The 18,377-nt window shown below is 69.2% G+C and carries 15 protein-coding genes; 8 read left to right on the top strand and 7 right to left on the bottom strand.

The window, feature by feature from the left end:
• The first annotated feature begins 77 nt into the window (after window positions 1-77).
• The 6 genes from gyrB (at window position 78) to VMR06_RS07870 (ending at window position 6,721) form a co-directional block, all read left to right on the top strand.
• Window positions 78-2,516 carry a DNA topoisomerase (ATP-hydrolyzing) subunit B gene (gene gyrB, locus VMR06_RS07845; protein WP_325374866.1) on the top strand — a complete coding sequence of 813 codons (2,439 nt, stop codon included), beginning with the start codon at window positions 78-80 and terminating at the stop codon, window positions 2,514-2,516.
• Window positions 2,517-2,813: 297 nt separating this feature from the next.
• The gene (locus VMR06_RS07850) at window positions 2,814-4,103 is read left to right on the top strand and encodes a tetratricopeptide repeat protein (protein ID WP_325374868.1); all 1,290 of its coding nucleotides are present in this window, start codon (window positions 2,814-2,816) and stop codon (window positions 4,101-4,103) included.
• Between the two features lie 170 nt (window positions 4,104-4,273).
• Window positions 4,274-4,951, top strand: a complete 678-nt coding sequence (locus VMR06_RS07855; RefSeq protein WP_325374871.1) for an energy transducer TonB — start codon at window positions 4,274-4,276, stop codon at window positions 4,949-4,951.
• Window positions 4,952-4,968: 17 nt separating this feature from the next.
• Window positions 4,969-5,751: a MotA/TolQ/ExbB proton channel family protein gene (locus tag VMR06_RS07860; protein WP_325374873.1), complete on the top strand. Its 783-nt coding sequence runs from the start codon at window positions 4,969-4,971 to the stop codon at window positions 5,749-5,751.
• A gap of 3 nt (window positions 5,752-5,754) precedes the next feature.
• Window positions 5,755-6,174: a biopolymer transporter ExbD gene (locus tag VMR06_RS07865; protein ID WP_325374875.1), complete on the top strand. Its 420-nt coding sequence runs from the start codon at window positions 5,755-5,757 to the stop codon at window positions 6,172-6,174.
• Between the two features lie 136 nt (window positions 6,175-6,310).
• Window positions 6,311-6,721, top strand: coding sequence for a biopolymer transporter ExbD (locus VMR06_RS07870; RefSeq protein WP_325374877.1), 411 nt, complete (start codon window positions 6,311-6,313; stop codon window positions 6,719-6,721).
• A gap of 45 nt (window positions 6,722-6,766) precedes the next feature.
• Here VMR06_RS07870 and VMR06_RS07875 read toward each other — a convergent pair whose 3' ends face one another.
• The 5 genes from VMR06_RS07875 to VMR06_RS07895 form a co-directional block, all read right to left on the bottom strand.
• Entirely contained in the window at window positions 6,767-7,510 is a 744-nt protein-coding gene (locus tag VMR06_RS07875) for a pyridoxine 5'-phosphate synthase (protein ID WP_325374879.1), read from the bottom strand.
• Between the two features lie 178 nt (window positions 7,511-7,688).
• Entirely contained in the window at window positions 7,689-8,630 is a 942-nt protein-coding gene (locus VMR06_RS07880) for a PDZ domain-containing protein (RefSeq protein WP_325374881.1), read from the bottom strand.
• A gap of 15 nt (window positions 8,631-8,645) precedes the next feature.
• Complete coding sequence (locus VMR06_RS07885; RefSeq protein ID WP_325374883.1) at window positions 8,646-9,119, bottom strand: hypothetical protein; 474 nt, start codon at window positions 9,117-9,119, stop codon at window positions 8,646-8,648.
• Entirely contained in the window at window positions 9,112-9,777 is a 666-nt protein-coding gene (locus VMR06_RS07890; RefSeq protein ID WP_325374885.1) for a sigma-70 family RNA polymerase sigma factor, read from the bottom strand. The genes VMR06_RS07885 and VMR06_RS07890 overlap by 8 nt, the downstream gene beginning before the upstream one ends.
• Window positions 9,770-10,444 carry a 4'-phosphopantetheinyl transferase family protein gene (locus tag VMR06_RS07895; RefSeq protein ID WP_325374887.1) on the bottom strand — a complete coding sequence of 225 codons (675 nt, stop codon included), beginning with the start codon at window positions 10,442-10,444 and terminating at the stop codon, window positions 9,770-9,772. The genes VMR06_RS07890 and VMR06_RS07895 overlap by 8 nt, the downstream gene beginning before the upstream one ends.
• A 123-nt stretch (window positions 10,445-10,567) precedes the next feature.
• Between VMR06_RS07895 and VMR06_RS07900 the strand changes: the two genes are divergently transcribed.
• Window positions 10,568-14,068, top strand: a complete 3,501-nt coding sequence (locus VMR06_RS07900) for a PAS domain-containing hybrid sensor histidine kinase/response regulator (protein ID WP_325374889.1) — start codon at window positions 10,568-10,570, stop codon at window positions 14,066-14,068.
• Window positions 14,069-14,081: 13 nt separating this feature from the next.
• Here the strand turns inward: VMR06_RS07900 and VMR06_RS07905 are convergent, their stop codons facing one another.
• Complete coding sequence (locus tag VMR06_RS07905) at window positions 14,082-15,338, bottom strand: flavohemoglobin expression-modulating QEGLA motif protein (RefSeq protein WP_325374891.1); 1,257 nt, start codon at window positions 15,336-15,338, stop codon at window positions 14,082-14,084.
• Window positions 15,339-15,787: 449 nt separating this feature from the next.
• Here VMR06_RS07905 and VMR06_RS07910 point away from each other — a divergent pair, with 449 nt between their 5' ends.
• Window positions 15,788-17,926, top strand: a complete 2,139-nt coding sequence (locus VMR06_RS07910; RefSeq protein ID WP_325374893.1) for a choice-of-anchor Q domain-containing protein — start codon at window positions 15,788-15,790, stop codon at window positions 17,924-17,926.
• Between the two features lie 282 nt (window positions 17,927-18,208).
• On the opposite strand, the gene VMR06_RS07915 is transcribed toward VMR06_RS07910, so the two are convergent.
• On the bottom strand, window positions 18,209-18,377 hold a 169-nt coding region (locus VMR06_RS07915), incomplete at its 5' end, for a transposase (RefSeq protein WP_325374899.1).

The following is an 18,377-nucleotide window of genomic DNA, read 5'->3' on the forward strand; positions in this document are numbered from 1 at the left end:
CCTGAGCCGTCCGCTCGGGTGTTTTCCAATCCGTGCCGCGCGCCGCCAGAGCGGTGCGGCGGTACCACGGGAGCCACATGAGCGAAATGACCGATCACGACAGCGCCGGCAGCGAATACGACTCCAGCAGAATCAAGGTTCTGAAGGGCCTGGAAGCCGTACGCAAGCGTCCCGGCATGTACATCGGCGACACCGATGACGGCACCGGCCTGCACCACATGGTGTTCGAGGTCGTCGACAACTCGATCGACGAAGCCCTGGCCGGCTATTGCGATCACGTCGTCGTGACGATCCACGCCGACGAGTCGGTCTCGGTCATCGACAACGGCCGCGGCATTCCGGTCGGCATTCACCCCGAAGAAGGGCGCTCGACGGCCGAAGTCGTCATGACGGTGCTGCACGCCGGCGGCAAGTTCGACGACAACTCCTACAAGGTCTCCGGCGGCCTGCATGGCGTCGGCGTCTCGGTCGTCAATGCGCTGTCCGAGCACCTGTGGCTGACCATCGCGCGCGAAGGCCACGAATACCAGCAGGAATACGCGCACGGCGAGCCGCTGTATCCGCTCAAGGAAGTCGGGCCGTCGTCGAAGCGCGGCACCACGGTGCGCTTCAAGCCGAGCCCGCAGACGTTCACGAACATCGAGTTCCACTACGAGATTCTCGCCAAGCGTCTGCGCGAGCTGTCGTTTCTCAATTCGGGCGTGCGGATCGAGCTGATCGACGAGCGCAGCGCGCGCCATGACGTCTTCGAGTACGAGGGCGGCATCCGCTCGTTCGTCGAGCACCTGGCCCAGCTCAAGACGCCGCTGCACCCGAATGTGCTGAACTTCAGCATGCAGCAGGACGCGATCACGGTCGAAGTCGCGATGCAGTGGACCGACGCGTACCAGGAGGCGGTCTACTGCTTCACCAACAACATCCCGCAAAAGGACGGCGGCACGCATCTGGCCGGCTTCCGCGCCGCCCTGACGCGCACGATCTCCAACTACGTCGACAATACCGGCCTGCAGAAGACCGCGAAGGTGCCGCTGTCCGGCGACGACATGCGCGAGGGCCTGATCGCGGTGCTGTCGGTCAAGGTGCCCGATCCGAAGTTCTCGTCGCAGACCAAGGACAAGCTGGTCTCCAGCGAGGTCAAGGGCGTCGTCGAGCAGGTCGTCAATCAGAAGCTGGACGAGTTCCTGCTCGAGCATCCGGCCGAGGCGCGCGCGATCTGCGCCAAGGTCGTCGACGCGGCGCGCGCGCGCGAGGCCGCGCGCAAGGCGCGCGAGATGACGCGGCGCAAGGGCGCGCTCGACATCGCCGGCCTGCCGGGCAAGCTGGCCGACTGCCAGGAGAAGGATCCGGCGTTGAGCGAGCTGTTCATCGTCGAGGGCGACTCGGCCGGCGGCTCGGCCAAGCAGGGCCGCAACCGCAAGTACCAGGCCGTACTGCCGCTGAAGGGCAAGATCCTCAACGTCGAACGGGCCCGCTTCGACCGCATGCTCGGCTCGGCCGAGGTCGGCACGCTGATCACCGCGCTCGGCACCGGCATCGGCAAGGACGAGTTCAACGCCGACAAGCTGCGCTACCACCGCATCATCATCATGACCGACGCGGACGTGGACGGCTCGCACATCCGCACGCTGCTGCTGACGTTTTTCTACCGGCAGATGCCTGAGCTGATCGAGCGCGGCCACGTCTATATCGGCATGCCGCCGCTGTACAAGCTCAAGCAGGGCAAGCAGGAGCTGTACCTCAAGGACGATCATGCGCTCAACGGCTATCTGATCGCCGGCGCGGTCGACGGCGCCGAGCTGGTCTACGGTGCCGGGCTGCCGCCGATCAGCGGCGCCGGCCTCGAGCGCCTGCTGACCGGCTGGCAGGCCGCGCTCGCGCAGATCGAGCGGCTCGGCTCGCGTTACGACACGAGCCTGCTGAGGGCCTTGCTCGACGCGCCGGCACCGGCTGCCGACGCCTGGCAGGACGCGGCGACCACCGAGGCCTGGCTGGCGCGTCTGGCCACGCGCCTCAACGGTGCCGGTCTCGGCAAGGCGCGCTACACGTTCCGGATCCAGGCGGCGACCGCCGAGCATCCGGCCGCCCTGGTCGTCGAGCGCAACCAGCACGGTCTGGTGCATACCCAGGTGCTGCCGGCGGCTTTCTTCACGTCCGGCGAGTACCGGCCGATCGCCGAGATCGCGCAGGAACTCGACGGCCTGATCCTGCCGGGCGCCGAGGTGCGCCGCGGCAACCGGCAGATCGCGATCGCGAGCTTCTCGCAGGCGTTCGACTGGCTGATGGACGAGGCCAAGCGCGGACGGACCGTGCAGCGCTTCAAGGGCCTGGGCGAAATGAATCCCGAGCAGCTCTGGGAGACCACGGTCAATCCCGACACGCGTCGTCTGCTGCAGGTCACCGTCGAGGATGCGGTGGCGGCCGATCAGATCTTCACGACGCTGATGGGCGACATCGTCGAGCCGCGCCGCGAGTTCATCGAACAGAACGCGCTGCGGGTCAGCAATCTGGACATCTGAGCGCGCCGTATCGGCGCGCGCGACGCGGCGACGGTGCGCCTGATTCGCGCACCGGTGCTACGTCGTTGACGCCAGTGGAAAATCTACGACGGTCATCGTAGATTGTCGGTCCGTCAGCCAGCCGGAAACCCCGGCCAGCCATGTGCGGCGTTCGATCGCTACGCCGCCAGATCCGTTGCAACGCAGCACATCCACGCGCATCCGTGTGCTTGTGCCGGTCGTAATGGTGGGGGTACGCTGTTTTGACTCCGCGTATTGTTCATTTTCATTCACCGCTTTATCTCAGGTGAGGTCTCCATGAAGTTGCAGAACCTGATCCGCGTCGCCTTGTGCGCGCTGATGCTGATGTTCGTCGCCGAAGGCGCGCTCGCGCAGAAGTCGGGCAGCAAGGGCAAGGAAGAAGTTGCGTATCCGAATGCGACGCGCAAGGAACCCAAGCCCGACATGTCGGAGAAGAACCAGCGCGATCTCAACAAGGCCAACGACCTGATCGCCGACGGCAAGGACGACGAGGCGCTCGCGCTGATCGCGAAGGTGACCGAGGACAAGCGCGCCAAGCCCTACGCGCTGGCGTTCGCCAAGCTGCTGGAAGGCCAGATTCTGTGGGGCAAGGACGACGGCGCCGGCGCGATCGCGGCGCTCAACGAGGCGGTGCAGATGGATGCGCTGCCCAACAGCAACCATTTCGATGCGATGTACCAGGTCGCGCAGCTGCAGCTGCAGGAAGAGAAGTACGCCGAAGCGCTGGCGACACTCGACCGCTACACGCGCGAGAGCGGAAAGAGTACCGCCGACACGCAGGCGATCCGCGCCAACGTCTACTACCGCATGGACAAGTTCCAGGAGGCCGCCGCCGAGATGACCAAGGCGATCGGCATGACCAACGAGCCGAAGGACAGCTGGTTCCAGATCCTGATCGCCAGCTATTTCGAACTCGACCAGTACGACCAAGCCGCCCAGGTGCTGCAGCAGCAGCTCGCGAAGGATCCGCAGAACAAGAAGCTGATCAACCAGCTCGCGACCGTCTACATCAACGCCGACAAGCCCGACCAGGCGATCGCGGTCATGGTCAAGGCCAAGAACGACGGCCTGATCAGCACCGGCGAGGACTACCTGCAGCTGGCCAAGCTCTACGCTTCAGGCGAGAAGCACAAGGAAGCCGCCGTGGTCCTCAAGGAAGGTCTCGACAAGGGCATCATCGAGCCCGGCTACGAGCCGTGGCGCCTGCTCGGCGACGTGTGCTCGCAGGCCGACGACGAGACCTGCGCGATCGACGCCTACGCCAAGGCGTCGCCGTTCGCGAAGGACGGCTACGTCGATTTCCAGCGCGGCTATGCGCTGTACTACCAGGAGCGCTATCCGGAGGCCAAGCAGGCGCTCGACGCGGCGCTCGCCAAGGGCGGCCTGTCGCAGGAAGGCGAGGCCTACATCCTGCGCGGAGACGCCAGCGACGCGGCCGGCCAGAGCGCGGCGGCGATCGCCGACTGGGAGAAGGCCACGCAGTTCCCGTCGAGCAAGCAGATGGCCGAGCAGCGACTCAAGATCGTGCGCGCCGGCCAGAAGCTGGCACGGCCGTCGAAGAAGTGACGCGTGGCGAACGCCGCTGAACGCGTGAATTTTCGTGTCGGGAACGACTCTTGTGTGACGCAGCCCCGCTGTTGTACCGTGCAGGGCTCGCTGTTCCGATCAGAGACTGAACTGCGCATGAGCAATAAGACACGGACCGTCCACACATCAATATCGCTGGTCCATAGCTGATGTCAGACAACAATCCCATCGGAAGCAGCACGAGCAGCACGCCGACGACCTGGAGCTGGCGCCGCGTCACGGCGCTTTCCTCGGCGTTTGCCCTGCACACCTTCGCCTTTGCGCTGATGCTGACGCCGGCGGCTCCGCCGCCGCCGAAAGAGAAGCCCAAAGACAACAAGGTGGTGGTCGAGTTCATCGAACCGCCGCCGCCGCCACCGCCACCGCCACCGCCGCCGCCGGAGCCGCCGAAGCGTCCGCCGCCGAAGGTGATCGAGAAGATCAAGCCGCCGCCGACTCCGCCGCCGGAGCCGCCGCCCGTGGTCGTCGTCGAGGAGGCATCGCCGATGGCGGTGCCCGCCCCGCCGCCGGCCCCGCCGGCTCCGCCGGCTCCGCCCGCCGACATCGCGCCGAGCGAGAACGTCAGCTACCGGCGCATGCGTCCGCCGCGCTATCCGCCGCAGGCGATCCGCCAGCACCAGCAGGGCACGACGATGCTCAAGGTGCTGGTCGGTCCCACCGGCGAAGCCGAAGAAGTCACGGTCGAAAAATCCAGCGGTTCGCGTCTGCTCGATCAGGCTGCGATTGCCGCCGTGAAAACCTGGGTGTTCAACCCGGGCATTAAGGACGGCAAGCCCACCCGTGGGTATGTGCTGGTACCAATCAAGTTTGATCTTTCCGAACAGTGATCAAAGGGTAAAACGTCATGTTGCAAGATACCTCTCAGATTCCGGCCGGTGGATCGGCCCCGGGTGGGTCCAACGCCGAAGCCCTGAACCAGATGGGTTTCGACCATCTGATCCAGAACTTCGACGCGCTCGGCTGGATCGTGTTCGTCACGCTGGTCCTGATGTCGTTGATGTCGTGGTTCTACATCGTCGCCAACTTCCTGCGTAACACGATGATCCGGGCCCGCATGGAGCGCGTGATCAGCACGTTCTGGGACACGCCCTCGACGCAGGACGCGGTCCGCTTCATGGAAGAGCAGCCCAAGGCCGAGCCGTTCTCGAAGATCGCGCTCGACTGCGCGTCGGCCGCCGCCCACCACCAGCGCAGCGAAGGCAGCCGCCTGGTCGACGCGCTGAGCCGCTCGGAGTTCATCGACCGCGCGCTGCGCCAAGCCGTCTCGCGCGAGAGCATGCGTCTGGAGACCGGCCTCACCGTGCTCGCCACGGTCGGTTCGGCGGCGCCGTTCGTCGGTCTGCTCGGTACCGTGTGGGGCATCTACCACGCGCTGATCAAGATCGCCGCGTCGGGCAACGCCTCGATGGAAGCCGTGGCCGGTCCGGTCGGCGAGGCGCTGATCATGACCGCGTTCGGTCTGTTCGTCGCGATCCCGGCGGTGCTGGCGTACAACTTCTTCGTGCGCACCAACCGCCTGACCTACGCTCGTTTCGACGAGTTCGCCCACGATCTGCACGACTTCTTCGCGACCGGTTCGCGTATCGAGAGCGGTGTCGTCGCGCCGGCCCAAGCCGCGAGGAAGTAAGCCATGGCATTCAGTTCTGGTTCGGGGGGCAGCGGCGCCCCGATGTCGGAGATCAACGTCACGCCGCTCGTCGACGTGATGCTGGTGCTGCTGATCATCTTCATGATCACGGCGCCGTTGATGTCCCACAAGATCCGCATCGATCTGCCGCAGGCCAATCCCAACGTTCAGACCGAGAACCCGCCCGATCCGATCGATCTGGCGGTCAAGGAGACCGGCGACCTGTACTGGAACGACGAGCCGATCACCGAAGCGATGCTGCAGGCGCAGCTGCGCGTGGCCGCCCAGAAGCAGCCGCAGCCGGAGCTGCAGATCCGCGCGGACAAGACGACCCAGTACCAGCTGATCGCGACCGTCATGGCCAACGCCAAGACGGCCGGCATGGTCAAGATCGGCTTCATCACCGCCGCCGCCGGCGAGTGAAGCCGGGGCGTCGCCTCCGGGCGAGGACGCACGAACGGCGCCGGGGCAACCCGGCGCCGTTTTCGTTTCTGCGATGGCCGCGGCGGCGCGGTCGGCGTAGGATCGAGCCGTCGTCCTTCACAGCAGGAGGTGCGTCATGGCTTGGACCGGATCCTTGCGTCGTGTCGATCTGCAGGCCGAGATCAACATCACGCCATTGATCGACGTCATGCTGGCCCTGCTCGCGATCTTCATGATCGCCGCACCGGTGGTGACGCGTCAGATCGATCTGCCGCTGGCCGGCTCGGCGGCGCCGCCGCCCGCGATCGAGCCACCGCTGCTGACGCTGTCGATCATGGGGGCGGGCGAGTGGTACCTCGATGGCGTGTCGGTCACGCGCGCCGGTCTGGCCGATCGCCTGCGCACGCGCATCGCCTCGGCACCGGCCGCACCGGTGGTCGAGCTGCGCGCGCAGCCGACCAGCGCCTATGACGATGTGGCCTCGGCGCTGGCGGTCGCGCGCGCCAGCGGCGTCACGCAGCTGCGCATCGCGACGCCCGAACGCTGAGCGGTATCGTTTCGCGCGCGGCGGCATCCGCCGCGCACGGCCGCGTCAGTCCGCGAGGATCGCCAGATAGCGGCGAACCGTCGTCGCGAGGCCGTCGTAGAGCGCCTCGCCGAACAGCGCATGTCCGATCGACACCTCGTCGAGGAAGCCGATCGCCTGCTTGAGAGCCGGCAGATTGTGCTGATCGAGATCGTGGCCGGCATTGACGCCGAGGCCGGCCGCGCGCGCGCGCTCGGCCGATGCGACACAGGCGGCCAGCTCGGCCGAGGCGTCGCCGGCCGCGAATGCGGTCGCGAACGGCCCGGTATAGAGCTCGATGCGGTCGGCGCCGATGTCGGCGGCGCGCTCGATGTCCGGCGAGCCGGCATCCATGAACAGGCTGACGCGGCAGCCGAGCGCCTTGAGCGCCTCGACGAGCGGGCGCAGGCGCTCGCCGTCGCGGCGCAGATCGAAGCCGTGATCGGAGGTGATCTGGCCGTCGCCGTCGGGGACCAGGGTCGCCTGTGCCGGCCGGGCCTGGCGCACCAGCTCGATCAGGCCCGGATAGGTGCCGCGCGCCGGCGCGAACGGATTGCCCTCGATGTTGTACTCGACCCCGTCCAGTGCCGCGGCGATGCGGCCGACGTCGCCGACGCGGATGTGCCGCTGGTCGGGACGCGGATGCACGGTGATGCCGTGGCAGCCGCTGGCGATCGCCACGCGCGCGGCCTGTACGGGATCGGGAGCGGTGCCGCCGCGCGAGTTGCGCAGCACGGCGACCTTGTTGACGTTGACGCTGAGCAGGGTCATGGCAAGGACAGGCGGTTCGAGGATGCATCCCGGATCGGGACGGCGGCAGGCCGCATCCTAACGCGTCGCCGCACCGATCCCGTGATCGGCCGCCGGCGCGCGCGGCGATCGGCAAAGGCCCAGGCAGGGAACGCACGCCACGCTCGGCGGCCGGCATGGGCCGCGCAGGTGGTGCGTATCAGTGACAGCTCTCGGCGACTTCCTTCCAGATCACCGGATCCCAGTAGGCGCCGTCCTTGGCCTCGGTGACTTTCTCGGGGTTCAGACGCGCGGCCAGGAAGTAGGTCATGCCGGGCTCGACCTCGACGCTCAGTGTCTTGTAGCGGTTCGACTGCGCATTGCGCAGCCGCTCGTTGAACGACAGATAGCGCGCCTCGATGCCTTCGCCTACGGTGAGGATGTGCGTGCCCGGATCGAGCCGGAACGAAGTCGCGTCGGTCGGACCCGGCAGGCGGCCATCGACCGCGACCAGCTTGGCCTCGTGCAGGTTCTCGCTGCGCGGCGGACTGCCGAACACGCTGATGCGCCCGCAGCCGGTCATCGTGGCGGCGGTCGCTGCGGCGCCGACGGTCAGGCGGACCGCCGGCACGTGCACGCTGGCGACCGGGCCCGATACCGCGAACGTGCGGTCGTTGCGTCGCACGCCGAGTGCGAGCGCATCGCCGTCCGGTACTGCCGACACGCTGTCGCGCAGCAGCTGTGCGGCCTTGGGCTGGCCGGACTCGTCGGCGCCCAGGCGGGTCAGCGATCGGTCGTTGACCGACACCAGGATGTCGCCGCCGCGCACGCCGAGCCGCTCGGCCGTACCGCCCGGCGTTACCGCCAGCACGCGCAGGCCGTCGCGGGCGCGCTCGGCACTGCTGCTGTCGACGAGCAGACCCAGATCGTTGACGCGGCGCGCCGGCTCGTCGATCTCGAGCGTACGCTGCTGGTCGACCGCGCCGGATGCGGCGAGGTCGAGCATCAGCGCGCGCAGCTCCTCGCGCAGCCGCAGCTGGGTGGCGGCGGTGTCGTCGGGCGTGGCGGCGGCATCGTTCTGCGCAACGGCCGGCAATGCGCCGAACGCGAGCGTGGAGACGATGCACAGGCGAAGAAGCGACGGGCAATGGAGGCTGGTCATGGGCATGGTCTTGAATCAGATGCGAAGGGTCACGACGGCGTCCTGCCGGTTCTCGATCATCGCGCGCAGCGCCTTGCTGCGCGCTTCCCACAACGGTGCCAACTCCTCGTCGCTGGCGCCGCGATCGTAGGCCGCCTGCAGGGCCGCATCGATCCGACGCAGCGGGCTGCGCAGCCCGCGTGCCGCTTCCGGCGAGGGCTCCAGGCGCGACCATTCCTGCTCGAGTGCCTGCGACTGCTGCAGCCAGGCGCCGAGCTCCGCGGCCGGATCCGATGCGACCGGTACCGGTCGCGGCAGGATTACGATCGCGGCGGCGAACAGCACGGCCGCCGCCAGCGATCCGCCGGCACGCGCAAACCGGCGCCGCCCGATCTGCCGGCGGCGCGCACCGGCGATACGCGTCCACAGCGCCGGATCCGGCGCGAACTCGGGCAGGCCGCCGAGCAGCGGCGAGGCAGGCGGATCGAAATGGAAGCGGGACTCAGACATGGCGGATCACCGGTGTACCGACAGGCGGGCCCGAGGGTTCCTCGAGCGTGGCGTGCAGCCGCTGCAGCGCGCGCGACAGCACCGATTTCGAATAGCTCTCGGTCTGGCCGAACAGCTCGGCCAGCTCGCGATGCGTATAGCCTTCCATCTGATGCAGCACGATCACCGCGCGGGCGCGCGCCGGCAGGCGCTGCAGTAGCGTCCAGGCATCGACGACGGCATCGGCCGGCGGATCGGCGGCGCCCAGCGTCGCGAACAGCGCGTCCGGATCGTCGACGCCCTGGCGCCGGTCCAGCCGCAGCCGGTCGATCGTCGCATTGGCGGCCATCCGCTTGAGCCAGGCGCCGAACGGCGCGTCGCCGCGAAAGCCGCCGATCGTGTCCATCAGCTTCAGGAACACGTCCTGCACGATGTCTTCGGCGGCGGCCGGCTCGCCCAGAATGCGCAGGGCCAGGTTGTAGCAGGCTCTTCCGTAGGCCGCGTAGATCGCCTCGAACGCGCGCATGTCGCCGCGCCGAGCCCGTTCGAGCGTGATCGAATCGAGCGGCAGCCCGAAGCCCTGTCCACCCGCTTGTCGCGTACCGTCCGCCATCACGGTGCCCAGGACGGCGGCCGGCGCCGCTTCGTCGCAGCACGCGCCGGCTGGCCGTTCAGCCATCGGCGTCGATCGTGCCGACCCGCAGCCGGCGCGGCGGCCCCCGCCAGGCCAGCGCCGCCACGATCTCGTCGGGTGCTTCCCAGCGCCGCAGCTGCCAGTCGCCGGGAGCCGCGTCCGCGCCGACCGCGCACACCGCCTGCGGCAGGCCTGCGGCGTCGAGCGAGAAGCGCAGCCGGTCCAGGCCGAAATGCAGGCCGCTGCCGAGCGCCTTGAGTACCGCCTCCTTGCAGGTCCACAGGCGCAGGAATGCCAGCCGTCGGCCGGCCTCGTCGAGCTGCGCCAGTGCCGCCGCTTCCTCCGGCGCGAAGAACCGCTGCGCGATCGCCATGATCGAGCGGTGCCGGCCCTCGACCGCCTCGACGTCGACGCCGAGGGCCTGGCCGCGTGCGAACGCGATCAGCACGTGGGCGCCGCTGTGGCTGAGATTGAACTCGATGCCGCCGGCGTCGGGTGCGGTCGGCTTGCCGTGCGCACCGCGCACGATCGCCAGCGGCTGCTCGGTGCCGGCATACCTCGACAGCAGGCGGCCCAGATGGCGATGAGCGATTGCCGAGACGCCGCGCGGCGTCAAGCGCTCGCCGCCGCGCAGCCGCCATAGATGAATCTCGTCGGGCGCCAGCGCGGGCACGGCGGACCCGGGAGCGAGGTCGGGGAGCGGCAGGTCCATCGGCCGATGCTTGGCGGCGGCACCGCGCATGTCAAGCGGACGTGGCGCCGATCGCGCCGCATCCGCGCGCCGCGGCGGTGGCGTGACTAGAATGACCGCTTCGCCACGCGAGGAGCGCCCTCGATGATCGCAGGCTGGATCCTGCTGCTGGTGTCGGTGCTCTACGTGGGCGGCCTGTTTGCGCTCGCCTACTACGGCGACCGCCGGCCGCTGTATCCGCAGCGTGCCTGGCTGCGCCCGATCGTCTACAGCCTGGCGCTGGCGGTGTACTGCTCGTCGTGGACGTTCTACGGCGCGGTCGGCAGCGCCGCGCGCGACGGCCTGTCGTATCTGCCGATCTACCTCGGTCCGATCCTGCTGTTCGTGTTCGGCTTCGGCCTGTTCCGGCGCCTGGTCGTCGTCGCCAAGGAACGCAATATCACCTCGATCGCCGACTTCATCGGCTCGCGCTTCGGCAAGTCGCACATGCTCGGCGCCCTGGTCACGATCATCGCGGTGACCGCGGTCGTGCCGTACCTGGCGCTGCAGCTCAAGGCGGTGACGATGAGCTTCGACGTGATGGTCGGCAACGGTCCGCTCGCGCATACGCCGGTACTGACCGATACGGCGCTGTACATCGCGCTGCTGCTGGCGGTGTTCGCGATCCTGTTCGGCACGCGCGGCATCAATGCGACCGAGCACCACCACGGCATGATGCTCGCGGTCGCGGTCGAGTCGCTGGTCAAGCTGCTGGCCTTCGTCGCCGTCGGCGTCTATGCGCTGCTGGTCGGCGGCGGACTCGACACGCTGAGCCAGCCGGTCGAGAGCGCGATCGAGCACGGCCTGCCGACCGGCTTCGTCGCGCAGACCGTGCTCGCGTTCGCGGCGATCTTCTGCCTGCCGCGCCAGTTCCAGGTCGGCGTCGTCGAATGCGAGAACACCGCCGACCTCGGCCGTGCGCGCTGGATGTTTCCGCTGTACCTGGCGATCATCACGGTCCTGGTGCTGCCGATCGTGCACGCCGGCGCCGAGGCCGCGCGCGGCCATGCGATATCGGCCGACGCCTACGTGCTGTGGCTGCCGCTGGCGCACGGCGAACGGCTGCTGGCGGTGTTCGCGTACATCGGCGGCTTCTCGGCCGCGACCGGCATGGTGATCGTCGCCTCGGTCGCGCTCTCGACGATGGTCAGCAACGATCTGGTGATGCCGGCGCTGCTGCGGATCCGCGCGCTGCGCCTGGAGCAGCGCGACGACCTGTCGAGCATCGTCCTGACGGTGCGCCGCGTGACGATCATCGCACTCGGCCTGCTCGCGTTCGCGTACTACCGTTCGGCCAGCCACACGCAGAACCTGGCATCGATCGGCCTGCTCTCGTTCGCCGCGGTCGCGCAGTTCGCGCCGGCGCTGATCGGCGGTCTGTACTGGCGCAGCGCCAGCCGCATCGGCGTCATCGCCGGCCTGGTCGCCGGCTTCGTGGTCTGGGCCTACACGCTGCTGCTGCCGACGCTGGCCGGTGCCGGCTGGCTGCCGACCGGCTGGGTCACCGACGGGCCGTTCGCGATCGGCTGGCTGCGGCCGCATGCGCTGTTCCAGCTGCGCGGCTGGGATCCGCTGACGCACGGCGCGTTCTGGTCGCTGCTGTTCAATGTCGGGTTCCTGGTGTTCGTCTCGCTGCGCTTCCATCCGAGCGTCGACGAGCGTCTGCGCGCGGCGGCGTTTCTCGAGCCGGCCGTGGTCCGGCCGACGCCGGTCGCCGACTGGCGCGGCCGCGTGACGGTGGCCGACCTGCGCGCGATCGCCGAGCGCATCGTCGGCGAGGACAACACGACGCGCGCGTTCGCCGAGTACGCGCAGACCAGCGGCAAGCCGCTCGCGGCCGATGCCTACGCCGACCGCGCGCTGCTGCAGTACACCGAACGCCTGCTCGCCGGCGCGGTCGGCGCGGCATCGGCGCGGCGCATGCTGACCACGGCGCTGCGCGGCACCGGCCTGGACCTGTCCGAGGCGGTCGCGATGCTCGACGAAGCCTCGCAGGAGCTGCGCTTCAACCGCGAGCTGCTGGCGGTGACGTTCGAGAACATGATGCAGGGCATCAGCGTCGTCGACGCGGACCTGCGCATCGTCGCCTGGAACCGGCGCTATCTGGATTTCTTCGACTATCCGGAAGGCTTCGTCTACGTCGGCCGGCCGGTCGCCGACCTGATCCGCCACAACGCGGCGCGCGGCCTGCTCGGCGGCGGCGACAGCGAGGAGCAGGTCTGGCGCCGCCTGGGCCATCTGCGCAGCGCGCAGCCGCACGTGTTCCTGCGCACGCGCGCCGACGGCCGCGTGATCGAGACGCGCGGAGACCCGCTGCCGGGCGGCGGCTATCTGACGACGTTCACCGACGTGACCGCCTACAAGCGTGCCGAACAGGCGCTGATCGAGGTCAACGAGACGCTCGAGCAGCGTGTCGAGCAGCGCACCCACGAGCTGTCCGAGGCGCTGGCCGCGCAGGAGCAGGCCAAGCGCCAGGCCGAAGCGGCGAACCAGTCCAAGACGCGCTTCCTCGCCGCGGCCAGTCACGATCTGCTGCAGCCGCTCAATGCGGCGCGCCTGTTCACCTCGGCGCTGCGGCACCAGCCACAGCTCGATGCCGAATCCGAACGGCTCGCCGAGCGCATCGATACCGCGTTCAAGACCGCCGAGGATCTGCTCGACGCCTTGCTCGAGGCCTCGCGTCTGGACGCCGGCAAGTACCGCGCCGAGATCGGCGTGGCCTCGATCGCCGACATCGTCGAGCCGCTCAAGCATCAGTTCGGCGTGCAGGCCGGCGCGCGCGGCATCCGGCTGCACTTCGCCGAGTCGGCTGCCTGGGTGCGCACCGACCCGCAGCTGCTGCGCCGCATCCTGCAGAACTTCCTGTCCAATGCGCTGCGCTATACGCGCGAGGGCAGCGTGCTGCTCGGCGTGCGCCGTCACGGCGATCAGCTGCGCATCGAGGTGCGCGATTCGGGGCCCGGCATCACGTCCGACCAGCAGCGCGTGATCTTCAACGAGTTCCATCGCGGCAACCAGACCTCGCCGTGGGGCGAGAAGGGGCTGGGTCTGGGTCTGGCGATCTGCGACCGCATGGCGCGTCTGCTCGGCCATCGGCTCGGCGTGCGTTCGCGCATCGGCCGCGGCAGCGTGTTCTCGGTCGATCTGCCGCGCGCGCCGGCGCCAGCGGTGCCGCCGCGCCGCGAGGAGGCGCGGCCGCAGGCGATCGGCATCGCCGAGGGCCTGCACGTGCTGTGCCTCGACAACGACACGACGATTCTCGACGGCATGTCGACGCTGCTGACGCAATGGGGCGTGGGCTGCGATCTGGCCTCGACGCCGGAGGCGGCGATGCTCGCGCTGCGCGCCCGCCGGCCCGATCTGATCCTCGCCGACTACCATCTGGACGGCGACGAGAACGGCCTGGACGCGCTGGTGCGTCTGCGCGCCGCCTGCGATCCGGCCCCGCCGGGCGCGCTGATCACCGCCGACAACAGTGCCGAGCTGTCGGCACAGGTGCGCCAGCTCGGCTACGTGCTGCTGCGCAAGCCGGTCAAGCCGGCCGCGTTGCGCGCGCTGATAGCGCATCTGGGCCGCCGCGTCGCGACGCCGGCCGGTACGGCCTGAGCGATCGCCGCGCTCAGAGCGCGAGCACCAGATCCTCGGCCTGGACGTGGTCGAGGCGGATGCGGTTGGCGAACAGCGAGAACGCGAGCATCGCGGCCAGACCGTTGGCCTGCTCGATCCACGGCGGCAGCCGCGTCGGCGCGGCGATGAAGCCCGATGCGAAGCACGGCTCGAGTGCGAGCACATCGTGCAGACTGAGCTTGCCGGCGAACAGGTGACGGCCGAGGTCGAGCCGCCGGTGGCGCAGCGCCCAGCGGAAGAACGTGTGCACCGACAGCAGTCCGTGCAGATAGACCGTGTCCTTCGTGAACGCCGCGCCGCCGCTGGTCGGCGCGCCGCGGAAGACGCGCTGGGCCGAGGCGAAGCTGTCGGTCTCGTTCTGGCCGGCTTCCAGGAAGAACTTGAACACCTCGATGAAGTCAGCGCCGCGCAAGGCCATGTCGATCGCGATGATGCGCAGGCTGATGCGCTTCATGCGGCCGATGTCCATCGAGCCGGTCATCAGCTCGGCGAACACCGCCAGACCCTCCTGCGTCGCGGTGATGCGCGGTGAATTGAGGCCGAGCGAGGACAGATGCGGCTGGTTGCGGCCGTTCAGCGCGGTCAGCGAATGCACGAACGCCTCGTGCTGCAGCAGCTGGTTGCGGTCCGAGACGCTGAAGGACGTCGCCGCATTGAGACGGATCCGCGTCGCGCCGGCCGCCGCCTTCGCGATCAGGTCCGGATCGACCTCGACGCGGATCGTCTGGCGGCCGAAGAACGCGTCGAGCTCGTGCTGCAGGTCCTCGCGCAGCGTCTCGGCCGCGATCGCCTGACCCTGGCCGCCGACCAGGTCCGGATCGAGTTCGTCGGCCAGCGACACGAAGTGCCGCGCCGCGTCGAGGTTGGTCGCCTCGCCGCCCGGAATGCGATGGCCGGGCCGGCCGTACAGCTGCACCGACGGCGCCACGATCGCCTCGCTGCCGGCCGCATCGAGCAGATCGGTGGCCAGACGCCAGGCGTCGGCGCTGCGCCGGATGTAGTCGCCGACCGGATGCTGCGGATCGGCCTCGGCGGCGATCGCCGCCAGCGCCGCGCGTGCCGCGCCGTGATCGGGCTTCGGATAATCGATCTGCGGCAGCCGCGCCGTGCCCTGCCGCCAGTGCTCGAGAAAGCGGCGCTGCACCGCGGCCGGCCAGCTCAGCATCGCCAGCAGGCGGATGCCTCTGACCGCCTCGACCAGGCGCCGGTCGAGCGCGGCGTGACGGGCCAGCGTCTCCTGCTCGCTCATCGGCCGGCTCCTGCGCGGCGACGTACAGCCCACGCGATCCGGCGATTCGACGAACTCGGCATCGCGCTCCTCCCGCGTGACGGCCGCGACGAAAAAAACGGCACGGCGATGGACCGATCCTAGCAGGCCGCGATGCAGCGGCGCCGGCGAGCGCGAATCGGATCGCGCCTCGCCGCAGATGCGCGGCATGCTCGCCGTCGAGCGCGTGGTTGCGCGCTGCCGGCGCGATCGTGCGCTCGAACGTGCGCCGGTAGCGTCGGTGGGAGGCCGAGCAGGCGTGCCCGTTTCGCGGAGCGGCCGCACGGCGCCGTCGGCGTGCGCGGGCTGCGCGCTCGTGCACCGGCCCTTTCCCGATCGCGACAGCTGCGCTATTGATGTCGATGCTGCGGCGAGAGGCCGGACCGTGAGGTCGCCGCCGCATGCTCGCATACCGACTCGAGGAATTTCCGATGCATTCGATTCGCCGTTCGTTCCCGCGCGTGGCTCCCCTGGCCGCCGCGATCGCCCTTGTCGCCGTGGCCGATGCCCGGCCCGTCCATGCCGACGCCGTCGGTGCCGCCGAGCGCTACCGCCTGCGTCTCGATCAGCGCGAGGCGCGTCCGCAGGGACGCAGGCTGCCGCCGGCCGCTGCGGCCGCGCCGCAGGGCGCCCAGACCTGGGCCGTCACCAGCTGCGCCGACGACGGATCGCCGGGCACGCTGCGCGCGGCGATGGAGTCCGCCGGCGAGCACGACACGATCGATCTGACCGCGCTGACCTGCAGCACGATCACGCTGACCGGCGGGCCGCTCGACATCGGCGTGCTCGGCGATCACCAGATCAACGATCTGACGATCCTCGGACCCGGCCGCGACGCGCTGACAGTCGACGGCAACGGCGACCGCGTCTTCCTGCACGGCGACTTCCAGATCGGCCTGGGCACGCTGGCGATCAGCGATCTGACGATCCGCAACGGCGGCTACACGCACGGCCTGGCCAGCTGCATCGACTCGTCCGGCAACATCACGCTGACGCGCGTCACTGTCACCGACTGCCACGCCAGCGGCGGCTCGCCGATGACGTTCGGCGGCGCGCTCAGCGTGTCGGGCACGCTGACGATGCAGTCGAGTACGATCAGCGACTCGTCGAGCACGGCCGGCGGCAATGCGGTCGCCTCGGGCGGTGGCGCCTACGTCGCCGGCGACGCGATCCTGATCGACAGCACGATCAGCGGCAACACGATCACGACGGTCAGCGGCGGCGACGGCTTCTACATCACCGGCGGCGGCGGCCTCTACGTGCGCGGCGGCCTGACGCTGACGCGCAGCACGATCAGCGGCAACACGGTCGCGGCGTCCGGCACAGGCCAGGCCGGCATCGGCGGCGGCGTATTCGTGCGCGACACCAGCACGCTCGAGGCGAGCACCGTGGCCGACAACGTCGCCGACGGCGACGGCGGCGGCCTGTTCAAGGCGCGCTTCAGCAACTACGGCGATCCGCCCGGCGGCACGCGCCTGACGATCGCCAACAGCACGATCAGCGGCAATGCCGCGGCGCGCGGCGCCGGCGTGTTCAGTCAGCGCGAGCTGATCCTCGCCAACAGCACCGTCAGCGCCAATGCCGCGACCGACGGCGGCGGCGGTCTGGTGTTCGGTGCGATCGACGTCGCGACCGCGACGTTCACGCTCGACAGCACGATCGTGTTCGGCAACACCACGCCGAGCGGCGGCCTCGCCGCGGACCTCGCGGCGACCGACGGCGGCCTCACCGTCGCCGGCGCGCGCAATCTGGTCGGCGCGGCCGGCGCGCTGACGCTGCCCGGCGACACGCTGAGTGCCGATCCGCTGCTGCAGCCGCTCGCCGACAACGGTGGTCCGACCCTCACCCATGCGCTCGGCGCCGGCAGTCCGGCGATCGACGCCGGCGCCAATCCCAACAGCTATCCGTACGACCAGCGCGGCGAGGGTCATCCGCGCACGGCCGGTGCCGCCACCGACATCGGCGCATTCGAGGTGCCGGCCGACGACACGATCTTCCGCGACGGCTTCGAGGCGGCGGTCACGACGTTCACGTATCTCTACGACGACGGCGACGGCGACACCAACCAGGGTCCGCCGTCGACGTTCGATCCGGACATGCTGTGGGGCAACTACTACCTGACCGAACCCGGCGCCGAGGTCATCACCGAGATCGCGGTCGCGTTCGGACCGACCTTCCCCTCGCTTGCGAACGGCCCGGTCACGCTCTGGCTGCTCGACGATCCTGACGCCGATCTCGATCCGCGCAACGCGACCGCGCTGACCTCGGTGCAGGCCGTGCCGGACGTGTTCAACGACAACTACTTCACCGTGCAGATCCCGCCGACGCGCGTCAGCGGCGCGTTCTTCGTCGCGGCCAGCGCGAAGCTGCAGGGCGGCGAGGATCGCCCTGCGCGCGTGGACACCGGCGCATCCGGCGACAAGTCGTGGTTCTTCTACGCGCCGGAGATCGCCGACGTGATCGACGATCTGGCCTCCGCGCCGTTCGGTGCGCGCAACGACGATACGCAATTCGTGGTGCTGCCCGGCGCGTTCATGATCCGCGCGAGCGGCATTCCGGCGGCCCGATAGGCGGTACGCGGACCGCATGACAACGCCGGCCGTCGCCCGCAGGTCCGATGGCCGGTCCCTCGCTGCCGGTCGTCGTGGCGAGCGCAACCGTGCGCGGAGCCTTCCTGCGCAGCCTTGTCCCTGTTGGACACGATCCATGACGGTGCCGATGCCGAGTGTCCGAGACGGCGCGAACGGTTTGGACGGTTGTACCGAGCGGCGGGGACAAGACGCTGGCCGCCTTCGCGGCAGGCGGCGTCTGCACCCCTCGGGAATCGTTTCGGTAAGCCGTAAAGAAAAGGTTCATCGCGGATTACCGGGGAAGGCGGCGCGGATCTTGAGGAAGAAGTAGGCCTCGTCCCGGTAGCCGTATGCGCGGCGCTTGATGACCTTGATGGTGTTGTTGATACCTTCCACGACGCTGGTGTTGAGAGGGTGGCGACAGCGGGCCACGATGCCGTGCCAGTAGGCC

It is taken from the genome of Dokdonella sp. (genome assembly GCF_035511235.1).
Classification (GTDB): domain Bacteria; phylum Pseudomonadota; class Gammaproteobacteria; order Xanthomonadales; family Rhodanobacteraceae; genus Dokdonella.